This is a genomic window from Formosa sp. F44 (genome assembly GCF_056238645.1).
In genome coordinates this window covers 1-17,644 of the sequence record NZ_JBWDLJ010000008.1, presented here as the reverse complement: position 1 = coordinate 17,644, position 17,644 = coordinate 1, and the positions used below count along the sequence as shown (strand labels likewise).

At 33.0% G+C, this 17,644-nt stretch carries 16 protein-coding genes; 7 read left to right on the top strand and 9 right to left on the bottom strand.

Translation table 11 applies throughout. The features are described 5' to 3' along the window. Positions 1–2: 2 nt before the first annotated feature. Positions 3–1,295 carry a glutamate-1-semialdehyde 2,1-aminomutase gene (gene hemL / locus AC0UBM_RS17635; RefSeq protein ID WP_475689526.1) on the top strand — a complete coding sequence of 431 codons (1,293 nt, stop codon included), beginning with the start codon at positions 3–5 and terminating at the stop codon, positions 1,293–1,295. Positions 1,296–1,378: 83 nt separating this feature from the next. On the opposite strand, the gene AC0UBM_RS17630 is transcribed toward hemL, so the two are convergent. Beyond that, positions 1,379–1,855, bottom strand: a complete 477-nt coding sequence (locus tag AC0UBM_RS17630) for a hypothetical protein (protein WP_475689525.1) — start codon at positions 1,853–1,855, stop codon at positions 1,379–1,381. Positions 1,856–1,925: 70 nt separating this feature from the next. Next, entirely contained in the window at positions 1,926–2,510 is a 585-nt protein-coding gene (locus AC0UBM_RS17625) for a hypothetical protein (protein ID WP_475689524.1), read from the bottom strand. A 513-nt stretch (positions 2,511–3,023) separates the two neighbouring features. Between AC0UBM_RS17625 and AC0UBM_RS17620 the strand changes: the two genes are divergently transcribed. Continuing rightward, positions 3,024–3,692: a response regulator gene (locus AC0UBM_RS17620; protein ID WP_475689523.1), complete on the top strand. Its 669-nt coding sequence runs from the start codon at positions 3,024–3,026 to the stop codon at positions 3,690–3,692. Between the two features lie 76 nt (positions 3,693–3,768). On the opposite strand, the gene AC0UBM_RS17615 is transcribed toward AC0UBM_RS17620, so the two are convergent. The 3 genes from AC0UBM_RS17615 to lysS form a co-directional block, all read right to left on the bottom strand. Then, positions 3,769–4,245, bottom strand: coding sequence for a hypothetical protein (locus tag AC0UBM_RS17615; protein ID WP_475689522.1), 477 nt, complete (start codon positions 4,243–4,245; stop codon positions 3,769–3,771). 113 nt (positions 4,246–4,358) lie between these two features. Further along, positions 4,359–5,282, bottom strand: coding sequence for an endonuclease/exonuclease/phosphatase family protein (locus AC0UBM_RS17610; protein WP_475689521.1), 924 nt, complete (start codon positions 5,280–5,282; stop codon positions 4,359–4,361). A 4-nt stretch (positions 5,283–5,286) separates the two neighbouring features. Then, positions 5,287–6,984: a lysine--tRNA ligase gene (lysS, locus tag AC0UBM_RS17605; RefSeq protein WP_475689520.1), complete on the bottom strand. Its 1,698-nt coding sequence runs from the start codon at positions 6,982–6,984 to the stop codon at positions 5,287–5,289. 162 nt (positions 6,985–7,146) lie between these two features. Here lysS and AC0UBM_RS17600 point away from each other — a divergent pair, with 162 nt between their 5' ends. From AC0UBM_RS17600 to lipB, 4 genes are all read left to right on the top strand, one after another. Further along, positions 7,147–7,305 carry a YqaE/Pmp3 family membrane protein gene (locus AC0UBM_RS17600; RefSeq protein ID WP_084817547.1) on the top strand — a complete coding sequence of 53 codons (159 nt, stop codon included), beginning with the start codon at positions 7,147–7,149 and terminating at the stop codon, positions 7,303–7,305. A gap of 127 nt (positions 7,306–7,432) precedes the next feature. Continuing rightward, the gene (locus AC0UBM_RS17595; RefSeq protein WP_475689519.1) at positions 7,433–8,179 is read left to right on the top strand and encodes a hypothetical protein; all 747 of its coding nucleotides are present in this window, start codon (positions 7,433–7,435) and stop codon (positions 8,177–8,179) included. Positions 8,180–8,327: 148 nt separating this feature from the next. Then, a complete protein-coding gene (locus AC0UBM_RS17590) occupies positions 8,328–9,116 on the top strand; it encodes a hypothetical protein (RefSeq protein ID WP_475689518.1) in 789 nt (262 codons plus the stop codon). 11 nt (positions 9,117–9,127) lie between these two features. Then, positions 9,128–9,832 (top strand): lipoyl(octanoyl) transferase LipB, encoded by a 705-nt coding sequence (lipB, locus tag AC0UBM_RS17585; protein WP_475689517.1) that lies wholly within the window; start codon positions 9,128–9,130, stop codon positions 9,830–9,832. Between the two features lie 55 nt (positions 9,833–9,887). On the opposite strand, the gene AC0UBM_RS17580 is transcribed toward lipB, so the two are convergent. The 4 genes from AC0UBM_RS17580 to AC0UBM_RS17565 form a co-directional block, all read right to left on the bottom strand. Next, complete coding sequence (locus tag AC0UBM_RS17580) at positions 9,888–10,205, bottom strand: hypothetical protein (RefSeq protein WP_414035138.1); 318 nt, start codon at positions 10,203–10,205, stop codon at positions 9,888–9,890. A 121-nt stretch (positions 10,206–10,326) separates the two neighbouring features. Further along, positions 10,327–11,376, bottom strand: a complete 1,050-nt coding sequence (locus AC0UBM_RS17575; RefSeq protein ID WP_414035139.1) for a nucleoid-associated protein — start codon at positions 11,374–11,376, stop codon at positions 10,327–10,329. 90 nt (positions 11,377–11,466) lie between these two features. After that, entirely contained in the window at positions 11,467–13,899 is a 2,433-nt protein-coding gene (locus tag AC0UBM_RS17570) for a ribonuclease HII (RefSeq protein WP_475689516.1), read from the bottom strand. A gap of 30 nt (positions 13,900–13,929) precedes the next feature. Further along, the gene (locus AC0UBM_RS17565; protein WP_475689515.1) at positions 13,930–14,529 is read right to left on the bottom strand and encodes a ribonuclease HII; all 600 of its coding nucleotides are present in this window, start codon (positions 14,527–14,529) and stop codon (positions 13,930–13,932) included. 70 nt (positions 14,530–14,599) lie between these two features. Between AC0UBM_RS17565 and AC0UBM_RS17560 the strand changes: the two genes are divergently transcribed. After that, positions 14,600–16,567 carry a putative porin gene (locus AC0UBM_RS17560; RefSeq protein ID WP_475689514.1) on the top strand — a complete coding sequence of 656 codons (1,968 nt, stop codon included), beginning with the start codon at positions 14,600–14,602 and terminating at the stop codon, positions 16,565–16,567. The last annotated feature ends 1,077 nt before the right edge of the window (positions 16,568–17,644 follow it).

The window sequence follows — 17,644 nt, the reverse complement described above, 5'->3', positions numbered from 1 at the left end:
CAATGAAATATACAAGAAGTAGTGCATTATTTGCTAATGCAGAACACGTTATTCCTGGTGGTGTTAATTCTCCTGTACGTGCTTTTAAAGCGGTAGGAGGAACGCCTCTTTTTATAAAAGAAGCTAAAGGCGCGTATTTAACTGATGAAGATGGTAATACATTTATAGATTATATTAACTCATGGGGCCCAATGATTTTGGGACATGCTTACGAGCCTGTAGTTCATGCTATTATTGATAAGGCAAAATTAGGAACATCGTTTGGTGCACCTACAGAAATCGAAACCGAAATTGCGGCTTTGGCAGTGTCTATGGTTCCGAATATTGATAAAATTAGATTTGTAAATTCTGGAACAGAAGCCTGTATGAGTGCGGTACGCTTGGCAAGAGGTTACACCGGAAAAGAAAAAATTATAAAATTTGCAGGTTGTTATCACGGGCATTCCGATTCATTTTTAATTCAGGCGGGAAGTGGTGCTATGACATTTGGTAGCCCTAATAGTCCTGGTGTTACTAAGGGAACGGCTCAAGATACACTTTTAGCAAAATATAATGATATCGAACATGTAGCGTCTATTATTGATGCCAACCCAAACGATATTGCTTGTATTATTTTAGAGCCTGTTGCTGGAAATATGGGATGTATTCCGCCACAAGCCGATTTTTTACAGAAACTGAGAGCGTTATGCGATGCTCATAACATTCTATTAATCTTTGACGAAGTCATGACTGGCTTTCGATTGGCTCGCGGAGGTGCACAAGAGTTGTTTAATGTAAAAGCAGATATTGTGTGCTTTGGAAAAGTAATTGGTGGTGGCTTGCCAGTAGGTGCTTTTGCTGGAAGATCTGAGATTATGGATTATTTAGCGCCACTCGGACCGGTGTATCAGGCGGGAACTTTAAGCGGAAACCCGTTAGCAATGGCGGCCGGATTAGCAATGTTAAAAGCCTTAGAAAGTGATTCTGAAGTTTTTAATCGTCTAGCAGAAAAAACGGAATATTTACATAAAGGAATATCAAAGGTACTGAATGACCATAAAATTGTACATACCATAAATCGTCTGGGTTCTATGATTTCTGTTCATTTTTCAGAAACAGCAGTAGTCGATTTTGAAACATCTGCTAAAGGAAATAACGAGAATTTCAAAACCTTTTTCCATGGCATGTTAGAACAAGGGGTTTATATTGCTCCAAGTGCCTTCGAAACTTGGTTTATAACAGACGCTTTAACTTATGCCGATTTGGACGCTACCATAAATGCAGTGCATAAAGTAGCCTCTACGTTACAGAAATAAATTTGTAAGATTAGACTTTAATATCACAAAAACAGGCTTTCTCTAATTTTAGAAAAGCCTGTTTTTTATGTTTTATAATAGTTTTAATTTTTGAATGGGGAAGTTAAATTGAAGGTCTCCTGAATCATACCTAAATAAGGATTAAAGCCCTGAGGGAGTAATTTTTTTAAATCTGGACTCACATAATTAATATCATCTAAATTGGTCGCAACTTGTAAACTGCTTAAATCTACAATTGTAAAAATAGAAAACGATTGTAAGCGAAATAAACTGTGGTTGATAGCATTTAAATCTTCTGAGGCGATGTTTAATTTAGATTTGGAATTATGATTTGACGACGAACGCACAGAGGACTCATAACTAACAGGAATTTCAAAATCAGATTTTATAATTATATAATCAGCTTCAGAGCGCTTATTGTCACTTGCGGTATAGACAGCTTTTACATTCAGACTTTCCGAATTGACAAATTCTTTTTCTACCATTGTGGTGTTTATTTGGGCTTTTATAGTGTAACTGCTAAGTAGTAAAAGTAATACACCAAATACTATACGTTTCATAAGTAGCTGTTTTTAATTTTAGTCTAGAACTGAATAAGAATCTTATAGGGGAGAATTATAACAACAAGGTTTAGATGAGGTTTCCTTTACCATCAGCTTTAATGGTTTTAGATTGGTTGCCATTAGATATTTTTACTCTATACGTGCTAACGTGACCTGTATCTTGTTTATAATCTATAGAGCATATGTTGGTGTTAAATCTCCATTCTGGATACGTTTTCATAATATTTTCTATAACTGCTTTAGGTAAAGCGACATTGGTGTACTGTTCCTTAGATGATATAATTTTTCCTGAATCATCATAGGTTACTGTCATCGTTCCTCGTGTAGTATTAAACAACACATCGTAACTAGATTTCGTTTTTGGCTTGTAGTTTTTCGCCTTTTTTACGTCGTATAAAGCGGCTTGTTGTTGCAAAATTTTAACATACATAGCATTATCGGTAAAAACAGAGCTATTAATATAGGTAGCATTTACTCCTGTTGTTTTAATAGATTTTTTAGACGTATTTACGTGTGTTAAAGCGGCCAAATCTTTGGTCTGCTGTATGGCTACAGACGATTCCGTATTAAAAGCCAAAGGCGATTCGATAATTTGTGCATAGAAGTTGTTTATTAAAAACAAACTAAATAATAGAGCAGTGAGATTTTTCATGATTTCCAAATTTTAAAGATTACTAATTCATTTAAATCAAATTTAGAACGATACATCTCTTTTTTTTAGAGGATAAGTACGAGAATATCAAATAGGTGTTTTTACCTACGAATGTGCTCTTGGTTTTAGGTTTGTAATATTAAAGGGGCTGTTTTTTTGTAAATATCTCCGAGTTTGATTGATATTCCATATATTCAGTAACGGCTTTTATTGTAATTCTAAAAGGTTTGTGATTAAAGGTAGTATTCACTTTTAATTTCTTATACGCAGAAATTTCTTATTTATTTCTAGGTGTTTATACGTGTTTTTAAGTGTGTCATACAATTAGTTTTTAAATATATAGTAAACCTACTATCTTAGCTTTTAAAAGGTTCTTTCTAACAATTAATAGCAAGTGTTACCATACTTAGATTTTTAATATATCACGTTCTTGTAGATGTTCAAGAGATAAGAATTAAATAGTGTAACAAAATTATAGGCAATAAAGTCTTTATTATAGTTAATGTAAAGAAAATGGAATCTACTCCCATACACGTTGTTTTAGCCGACGATGTACAGTTATTTAGAAAAGGCATTTGCTTCCTTTTGGAACGTGATGAGGAATTGGTTGTGGATTATCAGGCCTCAAACGGTAAGGAATTAATTGCGTATTTAAGGACATCTAAACTTCCAGATGTGGTATTAACAGACTTAAATATGCCGGAACTTAATGGAGTAGAAGCAACTAAAATTATTCATAAAGAATTCCCGGATTTAAAGATTGTGGCTTTAACCAGTTATAATTCTAAGCCTTGTATTTTAAATATGATTCATTTAGGCGTGTCTTGTTTTTTACCTAAGAATGTAAAACCTGCGGAATTAATAAGTGCCGTAAAGGAAGTGTATCATTCTGGATTTTGCTACTCTAATGAAGTTATGAAGCTAATTCACAACGATTTTATGCATAAAGGAAAACATGTGAAATGTGATTTTGATAAATCGTATTTAACCAGCCGGGAATTAGAAGTCTTAGAGTTAATTTGTAAACAGTTCAATACTTCCGAAATTGCTGATATATTATGTATTAGTCCGCGTACGGTAGAAGGGCATCGTAATAATTTACTGCTTAAAACAGAATCTAAAAATGTAGTAGGTCTAGTTACCTATGCAGTGAGAAATAATTTATTAAATTTTCTAAACTAAATACTGTAATACTTAACAGACATAAAAACGGGCAAACCTATTAAGATTTGCCCGTTTTTAATGTTATGCGTATCGATTAGCTTCGTCTTTCACGTTCTGGTCCGTTTTCCGCTTTCTCTCCACGTTTTTGTCCTCTTCTTTTATGCTGGCTCATGTCTTTTTCCCAAACCGCATATTGGTCGCTCTTTAAGATACTTTTCATCTGATTTTTTATTAAAATCTGTTTGTCTAGTCTTTCAACCATTCTATCGTAGCGTTCTTGTTCTGTAGGTTTCTTCCCTGTTTCTTTAGCTTTTTTCATAGCTTCGCGATCTGCTAGCCTATCAAAAGCCTGAGTTACATTTAAGTCGTAAATTTCCTTTTGTTGCGTTTCAGAAAGATCTAACTTTAATGTCAGTCGTTTCGTTAAAAGTGTTGCTTGTTGTTCGGGAGTAAGGTCAGATTTCTGCATGTGCATTTCTTTCTGATTTTTTCTTTGATGGTCCCCTTTTTTTTCTTGCGCAAAAGCATTTATAGAAATAAATACTAAAGCTAAAAGCATTATTTTTTTCATGATATTTATGTTAAAAAATTATGCTATTAAGACCTAGGCTTTGTAATTAGGTTTAATTGTAATTGAAATTTTAACACATTTTAATAGTTTCAAGTAAATTATTAAACCTGAAATTATAACTTCATTTGATAGGTACCAATTAAGAAACCATGGTCCGAATTAGAGTGAAATTCTTTGTGTAGTGTGATTGGTTGCCATTTTTTATTTAGCCAAATATGATCGATTTCTAGTATAGGAAAAGTTCTTGGCCAGGTACCGGTATATCCTGTATTGTACTCGTGGAAACTTTCGAACTGAGTTTTAAAAGCGTTAAAAAAATAACTTATATATGGTGTGTTAAAATCGCCAACTATAAAATCGACCTGATTAGATTCTGCCGTGGCTAGTAGTTTAGTTAAATCTTCTTTCTTAGAAAGCGCTGGATTTGCTAATAAATCTGTAACAAGTATGGAAACAGATTTGTTGTTTATAGTCGCACTGACTAAGTTAGATTTAGAGCCTCTTGAAACGTCTTTATAATGGGTAGCATGAATTTCGCCATTAACAGCTATAAACATTTCGCCTTTTAATTGTTGTATTTGATATGTAGGATAATGATTTCTGAAGGTTTCCATATCTGTTTTAGAGATGTCTTTGGCTTCAACTAAAACAACAATTTCAGGCTTGTAAGATTTTATACTTTCAAAAATAATATCTAACGGCAAGTGATCTGGTCGCGATATATTCCAATAAAAAATTGAATGTGAGCTAGTTTTCTGATTTATGGTCGGGTTTTCGTTAGTGTAATGGTAGTTATTAAACCAGTATACGACTAATAAACTGTTTAGGCACAATAATGCTATGCATAGCATCTTGTGTTTATATAAACAAAGCGAAACTAGAAATCCATAAGCGATAATTATAATTAATGGACACGCATAAAAGAAGAAAATAAGCGGTGGGACTCTATCTTTTAATACAAAATGAATGAGTAATAAAAAAGCATACCAAAATAATAGGTATGCTTTTGCTTTATATTTAAAGATAAGTTGAATCATGCTTTTATTCATTAAGAGCAACAAACAACCCGTCGTCGGTTTTTTCTACTTTAGCTATTCCTAATTTAGTTAATCCTTTAATTGTTTTATCCCATTTTTTATTGCTTAATAGAGATTGTGTCTTTAAGACATTTAAATCTATAGGTGAATTTGATTTTAAAATGTTAAATACAGATTTTTCGTCTTCAGACATCTCTACTTGTTTTTTCTCAGGTCTCATTTGAGGAAAAAATAGTACTTCTTGAATTGATTGGTTGTTGGTTAAGAACATGATTAAACGGTCCATACCAATTCCCATTCCAGATGTAGGAGGCATACCATATTCTAGAGCACGTAAGAAGTCGTAGTCTATAAATTCTGTAGCCTCGTCGTCTCCTTTTTGAGCTAATTTTAATTGGTGCTCAAAACGTTCACGTTGGTCTATAGGGTCGTTAAGTTCTGAATATGCATTTGCAATTTCTTTACCACAAACCATTAACTCGAAACGCTCAGTTAATTCTGGATTGTCTCTATGCTCTTTACAAAGCGGACTCATCTCTTTAGGGTAATCTGTAATGTACGTTGGCTGTATGTAGTTTCCTTCACATTTTTCACCAAAGATCTCATCAATCAGTTTTCCTTTACCCATAGTTTCGTCAACTTGGATACCTAAGTTTTTAGCGGCTTCACGAATTTCAGCTTCTGTTTTACCAGTAATATCAAATCCTGTAAAGTGCTTAATAGAATCTGCCATGGTTACACGAGCGTACGGTGCTTTAAAGTCTATTTCGTGTTTCCCGAAAGTTGCTTTTGTAGTTCCGTTTACAGCAATTGCACAATGTTCTAATAATTTCTCACAGAAATCCATCATCCAGTTGTAATCTTTGTAAGACACATAAATTTCCATCGCTGTAAATTCTGGATTGTGAGTTCTGTCCATTCCTTCGTTACGGAAGTTTTTAGAAAACTCATAAACACCATCAAAACCACCAACAATTAAACGTTTTAGGTATAATTCGTTAGCAATTCGCATGTATAATGGAATGTCTAGACTATTGTGGTGTGTAATAAATGGACGCGCTGCTGCACCTCCAGGAATAGGTTGTAAAACAGGAGTTTCAACTTCAAAATAACCAGATTCGTTAAAGAAGCTACGCATCGCGTTAAATAACTTGGTACGTTTAATAAATACTTCTTTTACATGCGGGTTTACTACTAAATCTGCATATCGTTGTCTGTAACGTTGTTCTGGATCTGTAAAAGCATCGTGTACTTTTCCTTCGGTATCTACACGAGGTTGAGGTAACGGACGTAACGATTTACTTAAAATAGTAAAGTCTCTTACCATGATGGTTTTTTCGCCTACTTTGGTGGTAAATAATTCACCTTCAATACCTACGAAGTCTCCTATATCTAATAATTTTTTGTAAATAGTGTTGTACTTGGTTTTGTCTTCTCCTGTACAAATTTCATCACGATTAAAATAGACCTGAATACGGCCTTCGCTGTCTTGCACTTCTGCAAAACTGGCGTTTCCCTGTATTCTACGTGACATTAATCGTCCGGCAATTATCACCTTCTTGCCTTCTTCAAAATCGGTTTTAACCTGTTTACTTGTGTGGGTTAACGGATAAAGGTCTGCTGGATAAGGATTAATTCCTAACTCACGAAGTTTAGTCAGCTTTTCTCTTCTTACGATTTCTTGCTCTGATAATTGCGACATATTAAGTTGTTATGTTTAATTTTTAACGCACAAAGATAATTACTATTGGTAACACTATCAATATAATATTATCGAAATACCACATAGATTTTTTAAAGTGTAACAATTTCAAATTTAGAGCGTCTTAATAATACATCATCAATCAAAATAAAATCAATTAAAATGAGCATTTGGAGAGTTTTACTTTCAATAATTTGCCCACCCTTGGCTGTAATAGGTAAGGGATGTGGATCGGTACTTATTGTATTTCTACTGTGGCTTTGTGGTTGGGTTCCTGGAGTTATCGCAGCATTAGTCATTTTAAATAATCCAAAGCGCTAATTCCGGAGCTGTTTTTTACGCCCCCTGATTTCAGTGATTTTAATGGTTATGGCGTCATTACAATAAAATGAGGCCATGTTTTATTCATAAGTAAGTTATCTTTGCCTTGAAAAAAATGAATCTAGCCATGAAAAAAATCTATGTATTAAGCGTTTGTATACTATTACTTGTATTAAGTAGTTGTAAGTTTTCTGAAACTATACATATAAAAGAGGATGGAAGCGGCGATATGTCTTTTTCTTTTGATGGTTCCCAACTTATGCAAATGGGAGCAGATAGCATGGGAGAAACCGGAGATGTAGTTTTAGATTCTACAATTGTTTTTAAAGATTATTTAGAAGCCAAGAAAGATAGTATTGCAACATTGTCTGAAGCAGAACAAAAACAATTGAAAGCTCTAGAGAATTTTAAAATGCATATGTTAATGGATCCGAATACTAAAAAAATGGTAATCGATATTAATACTGAATTTAAAGATGTAGACGAGCTAGAAGATATGTATAAGGTACTTAGCAAGGCAAATGAGTTAAATGATAAGGGCGCTGCTAAGACTAGTCCTGCTGGTAATATGGGAGTGGCAGAAGGTACAGAAGTACATTATACATACAAGAAAAATATTTTTAAACGTACCGTAAAGGTGGTAGATCGTGAGCTTTTAGAAGCTACAAAAGATAGTTTAGGAGATTCGGAAATGATTCTCGCAGCATCTACATATACGTTAAATTATCATTTCCCGAAAAAGATTAAATCGGTCTCCTTAAAAAATGCCATGTTTAGTGAAGATCATAAAAGTTTTACTGCCGAATTAAGCTTTAAAGACTACGTTACAAACCCTGAAAGTTTAAGTGTAGAAGTTGTATTAGAAGAGGAATAACATTTTTTATAAGCTGTCTGGCATCCTTAACATGAGTCTAAGCTATAATTGTGTTTTATTTATGAGACTTCTTCAGGCCTTCTCAAATCGCCCGAACCGATAAAGTTGTATCTTTGCACGCATAATAATTTTTTATAATACATTACAAATGCCTCGTTTTCTTTTAGTCCTTATTTGCCTTTCAGCTTTTATTTTAACCAGTTGTAATTATACCGAAGAAATCACGTTTCATCCAGATGGTTCTGGAGAGTTTCTCATGAATTACGATATGAGTGAAGCTATGGTTGCCATCAAAAAAATAGGAGGCAATGAAGAGGCTTATAAAAAAGAGCCAAAAGTAGATAGTATAATATATTTTAAAGATATTTTAAAGGAGAAGTCCGATAGTATTTTGAAGTTAACGCAAGAGGAACAAGACGATTTAAAGTCTTTAGAATCTATGATGATGCGTGTGCAATCTAATTACGAAACAGATGTTTTTAACCTTGGTTTTGGTTCCGCTTTTACATCTATAAACGAGTTTCCGGAAATCTTAGAAAATATAGATAAAGCAAAATCGTTTCATACTAAAGGAAGTCCTCAGTTTTCTAAAATGGATGGTAGCGCAGTAGCGAATTCGGTTAACGATATGCTTAAACATATCGATTTTTCCTTTGATGGGAAGCGGTTTTCAAGAACGCTTAAAGCTGGTTATGAACCTTCGGAAGAAGCTATTGCTAAATTAGACAAAGAAATGAGTATGATGGGAGAAGGTGAAGAAACCATGAAAGCCATGACCTATACATTTGTTTATCATTTCCCGAAAAAAATAAAATCGGTTTCTAATAAGGATGCCTTAATTAGTAAAGACAAGAAAACAGTGACGCTTACGCAGAACTACATAGAAATGATTAAAAATTCGGAATTAATGAATTTTAAAGTCGTTTTAAAAAATTAAATATTTACCCATTGAATAAGACAGTCCAATTACAAGATTTAGGTTTAAAAGATTATAAAGACACTTGGGATTATCAAGAAGAATTATTTAAACAAATCGTCGATATAAAAATTAAGAATAGGAGAGAGGAGACTACAATTCCAACGCCTAATTACTTCTTGTTTGTAGAGCACCCGCATGTGTATACATTGGGGAAAAGTGGCCATATGTCTAATATGTTACTTAACGAGGAACAGTTAAAAGAAAAAGACGCCACGTTTTACAAGATAAATCGAGGCGGCGACATTACCTATCATGGTCCAGGACAAATTGTAGGATATCCCATTTTGGATTTGGATAATTTTTTTACTGATATACATAAATATTTACGCTTCTTAGAAGAGGTTATTATTTTAACTTTAAACGATTATGGTTTAAAATCCGAACGTAGTCCAGGTGAGACAGGGGTGTGGTTAGATGTTGGGACACCGTTTGCTAGAAAAATTTGTGCCATGGGTGTGCGTGCTAGCCGTTGGGTAACGATGCATGGTTTTGCTTTAAATGTAAATGCTAATTTGGGGTATTTCGATAATATTATTCCTTGTGGTATACGCGGGAAAGCTGTAACGTCTCTTAATGTAGAATTAGGTATAAAAGAAGTGGATGAGGAAGAGGTAAGAACAAAACTGAAAAAGCACTTTAGTACGCTTTTTGAATCGGAATTTGTTATACAATAAATAGACGAATCTAAATCTCATTCTAAATATAAAGTTTAGAATGAGATTTAAATATTTATCTCGCCAATAATTTCTTAGAAACTTTATAAGTTGCAGCGTACTGCATACCTTCTTGTTCGCGTTTTAAATGGCTAAATTCTCTTTTATACCAATTTACATCGGTAGCTTTTTTTCTAAACATATCGTGGTTTATGGTTTTATGCTCTTCACCATTAAACATGGTTTTTATATCGTATATAGCAATTCCAAAATGTTCAGACTGTTTTAAGACTTCAGAAAAATCTTCTTCAGAAAAATAATAATCACCATTATTTTCTTCAATCTTTGTTAATCCAGCAAATACATTTTTTTCTAAAAATTCTTCTTGTGTCATTTTATTATGCTTTTAGTCTGTTGTTTTAATGCAACTGTTAGTGTTAATAGGGTGGAATTTGTTTTTAAATGCGCTTGCCTTATTACAGAGGCAAAGTTAAATACTTTTGGGCTAAAATGTATTATCCTTCAGTATTAAAGAATACCTTATAATAGTACATTTTTTTTTCTTCGTCGAAACCACGCTCTAAATATTCGCTTGCTGCATCTGGCGCATCAATATCTAGTTTAATTTGTATTTGAGTATCTAACTTAATTTCTGTTTTTATTTTCGCCTTTTGCTTTTTTACAACAGGTTCGGCAACATCAAACTGATTTAGTATAAGTAAATCCTGTTCGCCTTCAAAAGACTTTTTGTAATCGTCGAAAAGTGTTTTATGATTGTCGTCTTGAAAGACTTCCTCTTTAAAAGTTTCGATATTTACAAATTCGTGCTCTTTAAAATAGTCTACTGTTTTTGCTAGAAAAATATTTTGCTCTTGGTTTCCGTAACTGGTTTTTAAAATTTCGGTAGAAAATTCTTTACATAGCTCGATGTAATTCTGGGTATGCGAATTAAAATCGTTAGCATATTTTATATTTAAGAAGTTATTTATCCAATATTGCGCATCGTAATTATTGTTGTCTACAGTTAACACAATTGGGCCTTCAGCATCAGTCTGATTTAAAATCAAACAGCCTTTATCTACTTTCTTAGTATTTATTCCTTGTTGTACAGCAACGTCGTAACTATTGCCTTCTAAATAGGTTTGAAAGAAATTAGATTTATTTTCAATTTTAAAGATACCCACAGCATTGGTTACGATTTCGTTAAACTCGATACCCTCAAAAACGGCAACAATTACATCGCCTGTTTTAATTTGTACAGAGTTAGATTGCTCGTATAAATGCTTTACAATGTTTTTCGATACGTCGACAAAATTACTTTCGTCTGCAAAAATATCCGCGGCATACGTGTTTATCTCGTTCAGTTTAATATTGGCATGATGATTAAAACGATGACTCTGCACCACAGATCCGAATGGCCTTAATAAAAATGGCAACATTAAATCGTAACTCGCTTCGTCAAATTGTATTTCATTCTCTGAAAAAGCATTTTTGGTGTCGTTAAATTTATTTCCAACTTTATGAATTATAAATTTCGAAATCGTGGCAATGTTACGTTTTATCATGGTGTTCTAATCTAAAAAATTAAGGGTTGCAATAGTACTAAAATAGCTTCAGTTTTAATAATAAAATCAAGCTGTTAATTAGGATGTGTTTTAATTAATCTGATAAATAATTATAGCGTTGTCGTTTCCTTTGGTTACCGCCTCTAATGGCTTATCCTTATCCAGATTCGCCATGTCTATTGCACTTGTTCCATAAACCGGGAAATTAGAAATTTCTTCTCCTTGGCTATCGAAGACATAAATTTTCTGAGCTTGTAAATCTGTTGTTGTAACGTATATCTTATTGTTTATTAAAAACAATTTAGCAGGGGTATAGCTTCCAAAATCTAATTCTAGAGTTTTATCTCTAATGGTTAGTTTGTTTTCGGATTGCGTTATCATAGTTCGCGTGGTTGCGTCTATATGATGGTTTTTACCCAGATTTAAATTTTCGCTCGAGACTTTTCCGTTTGTATCTATAAGGATTAAATCTCCAGTATCTGTAGTTGTAGTAAACTTATTATTATAAATATAAACGGCTTCGTTAGAATACGTAAAAGAAGATTTAGGCGTAACACGTACCTGACCTGTTCTGCTTAAAATGTAAAGTTTGTCGGTAGTTTTAAAAACAAGATAATCTTTACCGCGTACTCTAAAATGTTGTGGTTTATGTATAATGGTTTGGCTCGCCTTTTTAAAGTTAAAACCGTTAACCGTTTTTCCTAAGGCGTCGTACATTAACACGCCTTGATCTTGTATAACCAATAATCTGTACTTTTTATTATTGTCGTAATCGAACACGGCCAAAGGTTGCGTAACCTGATCTTTAAAATTAATAGGGAAGGGGTTAGCATCTTTTCCATTACGATCTACAACATACAAATGATGAGCTGTAGTAAATGCCAACTGAAGTCGGCCATTTTTATACATATCTATTTGCGAGATTTCGCCAATAACAGCTTCTCCTAATTGTTTTTTCCAAAGTACTTTACCTTTATTAGAGATTAAGTAAAGGTTGTTTTTTACATCTTGAACCACAATTTCCTTGTCGCCAGAAATATGATTGGTTACAAACTGCGGACTATTTAATAGCGCGGCATCCAGTTTTATATTCAGTTCCTGGCTCACCGAGTTTTCTTTAACCTTAGTTCTTGTCTTTTTGATCACCGCATTTAAATGTGCAAAATTATGATCGTATATATATTGTATGGCAGAAATTCTATAATCACTGGTTTTTATCTTAGTTGTTGTTTTAAAATTAGATGCTAAAACATCGCCCAACAGATTAGAATTTCCTACCAACATTAAGGAAGAGGCATCGCTTAAGTCTTCTGTAATACTCTGATAAAAATCGCGTTTATTTAATGTTGAATTATTCTGAAATGCAATAATGATGTTTTGAAGCGTCTCTAAATCATCAGCAAAGACAAAAAACGAATCTAATACCGCATAAAATGAAACAGATTTTGTTTTGATTAAAGGATGAAAAATCTGTGCAAACCAATCTGGATATTCAAATTTTTTAATTTCTATCTGGCGAAACTCTTCTAACACTTCCTGAGAATCTAGCAAGGCTTCATCGGTTGCCATATGATCTAAACTGTGTAAAACAATAGCACGTTTGTCCTTATTATATATTACTCCAATTTCATCGGTGTTATTAAATAAACTTGTTTCTGGTGGATCTTGGTTGTTTAATGCCACGAGATTGGCTTGTAGGTTGCTAAAGTCTTGGTAGGTAAAACTCATAAATCCGTCACTATCTTCTGGAGTAATTTGCGCCATTTTGTTTTCTTGAGGCGTCGTATTCTTGAAAATATTAATAAGTTGATTTGTAGAATCTGGTGCTTTTGTAATTCCGTTTAACGTAATTTGATCCTGAGTAATATCTGTATCTAAGGCAATATATTTGGTGAAATTTTGAAGCGGAATAGAATCAGAGCTAAAAAACAAGGTCGATTCTTTTATATGTTCCGTATCTAAAATTACGGCAAATGTTTTTTCAGTAGCAGTCGTGTTATATATTCTTTTAAGTTCGGCGCTTACAGGTTTTACATTCAGACTGTTTTCTATAATTTTTTTTGAAGTAGAACCTATAAATACACTATCTACTATAGTGCTAAACAATGTCTTTGTTTGCAGGACAGTTTTCGTAATTGTGGTATTATTAAACTTTATATGTTCCTGTTTTGGTTTCGATAACGAGTCGAATTTAAAAAGGTCTGGTGAGTATTTGGTAATTATGGTAACCTGAGAACTGTCTGCTTGATCTTTTGAAAAGCAAAAAAGTGTTTCTGCTTTTGGTTTAAAAGCAGTGGTGTTTTTTAAAATGTCTTCTAGAGACTTGTAAAACGGAGTTGTATTAAACTCCTGAATTAAATCGTTGTTGGTTAAACTGCTCTTTAAATCTTCAATATTGTTCGTTTTAATTAAAGTTGAAGCCTCTTCAGGAACAAATTCAATTAGACTATGATGCGTGGTTGTGCTCGTATCGCAACTTATTAGGAATAGACTTAAAAATAGGGCTAAGAAAAGCACTCTCATAAATGAATTTTTTTTTACAAATATAGGAAGTTATACTTCTAGTTTTAACTGAACAGGGAGTAATCTAAAAGATAATCGGTGGTATTTAGTTGGTCCGTATTTTTTTATAGCTGCACGATGTTCTTTGGTCGGGTAGCCCTTATTCTGTTTCCAATTATACATTGGAAATTCTTCATGAATCATATTCATATAAATATCGCGATACGTTTTTGCTAAAATAGAAGCGGCGGCTATATTTAAATACTTGCCGTCTCCTTTAATTATAGTCTCGTGCGGAATATCTAAATACGGTTTAAAGCGATTACCATCTACGCTAATAAATTCTGGTTTTGGTTTTAGTTTTGCAATCGCTAATTGCATGGCATGTATGGATGCGTTTAAAATATTTATTTCATCAATTTTATCCGGGAAAACATGTGCAACGCCGTAACTAACCGCTTCAAGTTCTATCATAGGTTTTAGTAAATCACGCTTTTTTTCTGATAATTGTTTGGAGTCGTTTAATATGGAGTTTTTAAATGTTTTAGGTAAAATAACTGCGGCCGCTGTAACGGGACCAGCCAAACAACCACGTCCAGCCTCATCTGTACCACATTCAAACTCATATTCTGAATAGTTAAGAGCAAGCATTTAAATTATAGTTTTGTTATATACTGATATCATATTTTGTATTTACCTTTGCAAGGTCTAAAAAATAATTATGAAGCAAATCATTCTGTCATTCTTTTTGTTGTGTTTTACTCAGCTAACATATTCTCAAATTGAAAATCTAAGTGGAGGAAATCGAACAGAAAGAGACGATGCTGCAAATCAAAAGGAGTTAACTTTTAAATCTATAGATACTTCAAAGACTAAAGAAGGTAAAGATAAAGTCGCTAAAATAGAACAATATCTAATTGTGTCTAATTTAAACGATACGACTTATGTAGATACCACCTTGTCGATTCAAAAAGAATATAAATTTAATGATTTAAGAAAAGACAACTTCAATCTCATGGCATTTTCTAACATGGGGCAGACGTATAACACGTTGAGTTACGATTTTAAGTCGCAACGTCTCATGCCTCTTTTAGGAGCAAGAGCTAAGTCTTTTTCGTATAGAACAGTAGAGGATATTAAATATTACCAGGTGCCAACACCATTAACCGAGTTGTTTTATAAAACCGGATTTAAACAAGGACAGGTTGCTCAGGGATTTTTTACGGTAAATACTTCAGAACAATTTAACTTTTCTATTTCTTATAAAGGATTACGATCTTTAGGGCAGTATCAGCATATTCTTGCCAGTTCTGGGGATTTCGAGTTTACTACCAATTATAAAACTAAGAGTGAGCGTTACATTGCTAAAATTCATTTTCTAGCACAAGATATTTCTAATGAAGAAAACGGTGGTTTAACTACCGAAGGTATGGGCTATTTCGAATCTGGTGATCCTGAATTTTTAGATCGTGGTGTGTTCGATGTAAATTTTGAAGATGCCGATAATGTTTTAAAAGCGAAACGTTTTCATTTAGATCATAGATATTATATCGTTAAACCAAGCGATTCTTTGGCCAATCATAGTTTAAATGTAAATCATATTATGTCGTTCGATGATCAGTCTTATCAATTTAATCAAATTTCGGCAAGCGATTATTTTGGTGATTCGTTTAAAACATCAAGCTTAAGCGATCGTGCTTCACTCGAAAATTTTTATAACGAGTTTCAGGTAAACTATAGTAATAGGCTTTTGGGAGACTTACAATTTAATGTAAGTCACGATAACTACAACTATGGTTACGACCAGATTGTAATTTTGGAAGGCGAACATATTACCAACCGTATTAAAGGTAATATTGTAGGCATTGGTGGTAAATACCATAACACTTTTGGCGGATTCGATATTTACGGTGATGCTGGCTTAAATGTTACAGGAGACTTTGCGGGGAACTATTTTACGGGGAAGGCAGGGTATCAGTTCACAGATGATATATTGGTGAGTGCAGAAATTAATCATAATGCGTCGCAACCTAACTATAATTTTTTATTGTATCAAAGTGATTATTTAAACTACAATTGGCAGACTAATTTTAGTACAGAAAAAACACAACAATTAAGTTTTAAGGTAGAATCTGATAAGTTGTTAAATCTAACAGTTGATTATTCTACGGTCAGTGATTATGCCTATTTTGCTAAAGATGATGAAGGTGGAGTTAAACCATTTCAGAACAGTGAGACTATTACGTATTTAAGAGTACGTTTAGATAAAGAGATTAGATTTGGAAATTTTGCTTTAGATAACTCTATAATGTATCAAAATGTACAAGACGATAAACAGGTCATGAATATGCCTGAGTTTATTACACGCAATACTTTATATTATAGAAACGAATTTTTTAGCAAGGCCTTGCTTTTGGAAACGGGAGTAACACTTAATTATTTTAGCGATTATTATATGAATGCATACGATCCGTTATTAGCAGAATTCTATGTGCAGACAGATCGCGAGTATGGAAACTTTCCTAGACTAGATTTCTTCTTGAATGCAAAAATTCAGCAAACACGTATCTATTTTAAAGTCGAGCATTTTAATGCACCATTAACTGGATACGATTATTATTCGGCGCCTAACTATCCGTACCGTGATTTAACGATTCGCTTTGGAATAGTTTGGAACTTCTTTATGTAAGTGTGGTTGCTATGCACTTTGAGTAAAAGTTGCGAGTCAATAATAATATAATATAGAACTAAGAGTTTTCAGAATTGAGAGCTCTTTTTTTATGAGAAGGTTTTGCCGTAGGGGTTTTAGATGATAATCCAGCAAAGATGGGATCATGTGAAATTCGGAAATAGGAAGAATGGATAACGACATGGAAGTGGTTATTCATTTCGGTCTACTCTTGTTATATAGGTATAGTTTTATACGTAGCTTATTAAAGACCTTACTCTTTGTAATACATACAGCTGTTGTAATAATGTAATCCTCCTGTGGTGTTCTTTAATATATAAGGTATGTAAGTCCTTTGTTATTCTTTATAGACGATATTAATTGTTGTATTGAATGTAATGATATACCTATAAAGAGATGAAGTTTATTTTAAAGTGCTATAGTTTAAGATTAGCTTGTATATTATAAATCTAAAACGATATGTTTAATAAGTATAATGATGCTATTTAGAATATATCAATCGCGTTGTGTCATTATATGGAAGGGGATAGGAGTTTTAATTATATAGAAGACCGCTTTATTTTAAGCAATAATGCTTTGTTTATAGTAATGAATATGTACGGCAGCAGGATAGATCATTAGACGCTTTAAATTAATTTGAGTTTTAACTATCTAGTAACCTATTATTTACGATTTATTTCAAAATAAACCGTAAATAAATTAGTTATATAGAAATAAAAGGTGGTATATTTGCACCCGCTTAGCGACACAACTACGGTAGTTTAGTTAGGCAACACGTTCATTAACAGAGTCGTATTTATCGGATTTAGATTAGTTTCAAAAAAAGATAAAAAAGATTTGTTAGTAACAAAAAAGGGTGTAAGTTTGCACCCGCTAAAAACGGCAACGTTTTTAGAAAATAAAGTTCTTTACAGATTGTTTTAATGGAGTTAGAAGCGTTTTAAAAACGAGTCTAAATAAAAACTTCAAAAAAACATTGTGAGATTAAAAAAAGGGTTTTATATTTGCACCCGCTTAACGAGGAAACGAGTTAAGAAATAAAAAGAGAAATAAGTTCATTAACATATTGAATTGACA

Excerpts from the sequence above, each read along its gene's own strand:
- hemL (WP_475689526.1), top strand. The coding sequence starts at position 3 with ATGAAATATACAAGAAGTAGTGCATTATTTGCTAATGCAGAACACGTT.
- AC0UBM_RS17630 (WP_475689525.1), bottom strand. The coding sequence starts at position 1,855 with ATGAAACGTATAGTATTTGGTGTATTACTTTTACTACTTAGCAGTTAC.
- AC0UBM_RS17625 (WP_475689524.1), bottom strand. The coding sequence starts at position 2,510 with ATGAAAAATCTCACTGCTCTATTATTTAGTTTGTTTTTAATAAACAAC.
- AC0UBM_RS17620 (WP_475689523.1), top strand. The coding sequence starts at position 3,024 with ATGGAATCTACTCCCATACACGTTGTTTTAGCCGACGATGTACAGTTA.
- AC0UBM_RS17615 (WP_475689522.1), bottom strand. The coding sequence starts at position 4,245 with ATGAAAAAAATAATGCTTTTAGCTTTAGTATTTATTTCTATAAATGCT.
- AC0UBM_RS17610 (WP_475689521.1), bottom strand. The coding sequence starts at position 5,282 with ATGATTCAACTTATCTTTAAATATAAAGCAAAAGCATACCTATTATTT.
- lysS (WP_475689520.1), bottom strand. The coding sequence starts at position 6,984 with ATGTCGCAATTATCAGAGCAAGAAATCGTAAGAAGAGAAAAGCTGACT.
- AC0UBM_RS17600 (WP_084817547.1), top strand. The coding sequence starts at position 7,147 with ATGAGCATTTGGAGAGTTTTACTTTCAATAATTTGCCCACCCTTGGCT.
- AC0UBM_RS17595 (WP_475689519.1), top strand. The coding sequence starts at position 7,433 with ATGAAAAAAATCTATGTATTAAGCGTTTGTATACTATTACTTGTATTA.
- AC0UBM_RS17590 (WP_475689518.1), top strand. The coding sequence starts at position 8,328 with ATGCCTCGTTTTCTTTTAGTCCTTATTTGCCTTTCAGCTTTTATTTTA.
- AC0UBM_RS17580 (WP_414035138.1), bottom strand. The coding sequence starts at position 10,205 with ATGACACAAGAAGAATTTTTAGAAAAAAATGTATTTGCTGGATTAACA.
- AC0UBM_RS17575 (WP_414035139.1), bottom strand. The coding sequence starts at position 11,376 with ATGATAAAACGTAACATTGCCACGATTTCGAAATTTATAATTCATAAA.
- AC0UBM_RS17570 (WP_475689516.1), bottom strand. The coding sequence starts at position 13,899 with ATGAGAGTGCTTTTCTTAGCCCTATTTTTAAGTCTATTCCTAATAAGT.
- AC0UBM_RS17565 (WP_475689515.1), bottom strand. The coding sequence starts at position 14,529 with ATGCTTGCTCTTAACTATTCAGAATATGAGTTTGAATGTGGTACAGAT.
- AC0UBM_RS17560 (WP_475689514.1), top strand. The coding sequence starts at position 14,600 with ATGAAGCAAATCATTCTGTCATTCTTTTTGTTGTGTTTTACTCAGCTA.